Source organism: Anaeromyxobacter sp. PSR-1 (assembly GCF_000964525.1).
In the GTDB taxonomy this organism is placed as follows: domain Bacteria; phylum Myxococcota; class Myxococcia; order Myxococcales; family Anaeromyxobacteraceae; genus Anaeromyxobacter.
The window spans coordinates 1-1619 of the sequence record NZ_BAZG01000339.1; the positions used below are offsets into that span (position 1 = coordinate 1).

Consider the following 1619-nt stretch of genomic DNA (forward strand, 5'->3'; position numbering starts at 1 on the left):
GCCGCGCCCGCGCCGGCCTCGCCCCCGCCGCTCCCCGCCCGCGCCGCGCCGCCCGACCTGCTCGCGCGGCTGCGCGGCCTCGGCCGGTCCGCCGCGCCGGCCCCGGCGCCCGGCTTCGAGGCGCTGCTCGCGGAGAGCGCCGAGGACCAGGCGCTGCGCCGCAAGCTGGCCGGCGGCCAGGCCGGGAGGGTCCGGTGAGCCCGCTCGGCCTGCCGATCGCGGCGCTGTCGGCGGCGAGCCCCGCCGCCGAGGGCGCGCTCCAGCTCTCGGTGAACGGCGGCGGCTCCGCGCCGGTGAAGCTGTTCCTGGTGCTCACCGCGCTGAGCTTCGCGACCGCGCTGCTCGTCTCGGTCACCTCGTTCACGCGGGTCGTGATCGTGCTCTCCTTCTTGCGCCAGGCGCTCGGGACGCCGCAGGTCCCGCCGAACCAGGTGCTGGTCGGGCTCGCGCTGGTCCTCTCGTCCTTCGTCATGTCGCCCACCGCCACCCGCGTGTACGCCGACGCGCTGGGCCCGTACCTCGACGACCGCATCGGCCAGGCGGAGGCGCTGGAGCGCGCGAGCGGCCCGGTGCGCGAGTTCATGCTGCGCCAGACGCGCGACCAGGACCTGGCGCTGTTCTACGAGATCTCCGCCACGCCCCGGCCCGCCAGCGGCGACGCGATCCCGATGTCCATCGCCGTCCCCGCCTTCATGATCTCCGAGCTGACCACCGCCTTCCGCATGGGCCTGTTCCTCTACGTGCCGCTGCTACTGGTGGACCTGCTCGTCTCCGCGATCCTCATGTCGATGGGCATGATGATGGTCCCGCCCACGCTCGTCGCGCTGCCGGTGAAGATCGGCCTGTTCGTGATGGCCGACGGCTGGCGGCTGGTGGTCGGCGCGCTAGCCCGGAGCTTCGCGTGACCCCGGAGCTGCCCGGCGCGCTGCTGCGCGAGGCGCTGCTGCTGCTCGCCGCGGTCGGCGGGCCGGTGCTGGGCGCGCTGCTCCTCGTCGGCCTGGTGGTGGGCGTGCTGCAGGCGGCCACGCAGGTGAACGACGCCGCGGTGGGCTTCCTCCCGCGCGCCGCGGCGGCCGGCGCGGTGATCTGGCTGCTGGGCGGCTGGATGATGGACCGGCTCTCCGGGTTCCTGGCGCAGTGCATCCTCCGGATGGCGGGGCGCTGAGTGGAGCTGCCGCTCGCCACCGCCTGGGGCTTCGGCCTGCTGCTGCTCCGCACCGCGGGCCTGTGCGCGGTCGCGCCGGTGCTCGGCGCGCGGGTGGTGCCGGCCCGGGTCCGGCTCGGCCTGGCCCTGGCGCTCACCTGGGCGGTGCACGCCGGCGCCGGCTCCCCCGCGGTGCCGCCGCCCGCCGGGCTGGCCGGGCTGGCCGGCGCCGCGCTCGCCGAGACCGCCACCGGGCTCCTCGCCGGCCTCGCGGCGCGCTGGACGCTCGACGCCGCGCTCGCCGCCGGCCACCTCGCCGGGCTCTCCGCGGGCCTGGGGTACTCCGCCCTCGTCGATCCCATCACCGGCGCCGAGTCGAGCGCGGTCTCGCAGACGGTGTTCGTGGTGGCGCAGGCGGTGGCGGTGGCGCTCGGCGTGCACCGCGAGGCGGTGGTCTGGCTCACCCGCGCCGCCC

General features: G+C 77.1%; 3 protein-coding genes and 1 pseudogene. All 4 read left to right on the top strand.

Annotation, left to right across the window (positions count from 1 at the left end):
* Positions 1-198: pseudogene (locus PSR1_RS23195) on the top strand (flagellar biosynthesis protein FliO); the annotation flags it as partial.
* Positions 195-905: a flagellar type III secretion system pore protein FliP gene (gene fliP / locus PSR1_RS23200; RefSeq protein ID WP_059439633.1), complete on the top strand. Its 711-nt coding sequence runs from the start codon at positions 195-197 to the stop codon at positions 903-905. The pseudogene PSR1_RS23195 and the gene fliP, both read left to right, overlap by 4 nt.
* Positions 902-1165 (top strand): flagellar biosynthetic protein FliQ, encoded by a 264-nt coding sequence (locus PSR1_RS23205; RefSeq protein ID WP_237758222.1) that lies wholly within the window; start codon positions 902-904, stop codon positions 1163-1165. Before fliP ends, PSR1_RS23205 begins: the two co-directional genes overlap by 4 nt.
* Positions 1166-1619: flagellar biosynthetic protein FliR (locus PSR1_RS23210; RefSeq protein WP_160309057.1), on the top strand; the 454-nt coding region annotated here is incomplete at its 3' end.